Source organism: Stenotrophomonas sp. SrG (assembly GCF_050031795.1).
GTDB lineage: Bacteria > Pseudomonadota > Gammaproteobacteria > Xanthomonadales > Xanthomonadaceae > Stenotrophomonas > Stenotrophomonas rhizophila_A.
This window is the reverse complement of record NZ_JBNBBE010001541.1, coordinates 1-233: the sequence shown is the minus strand read 5'-3', so window position 1 is coordinate 233 and position 233 is coordinate 1. Positions and strand designations below refer to the sequence as shown.

Here is a 233-nt window from a genome sequence, read left to right as displayed (position 1 = left end):
CGAGCGGCACGGCATCGCTTACCAAGAGAAGGAGCTTGGCCAGCTGTGCTGCGCCATCTCGTCCATGCAGCTCGTGCGCATGCTGGTGGACGAATTCACCGCCGCCGGCGCGCAGATCCGGACCGACTGCGCGGTGGAGAAGGTCGAGAGAGGGGCGGCCGGCTTCCACGTGCAGTCCGCGCAGGGCCGCTGCCTTGCCGCCGCGCGGGTGGTCGCCACCGGCGGCCTGTCCA

1 pseudogene is annotated in these 233 nt (G+C 70.8%); it reads left to right on the top strand.

The window, feature by feature from the left end:
- Window positions 1–233: pseudogene (locus ACQG3P_RS24545) on the top strand (aminoacetone oxidase family FAD-binding enzyme); the annotation flags it as partial.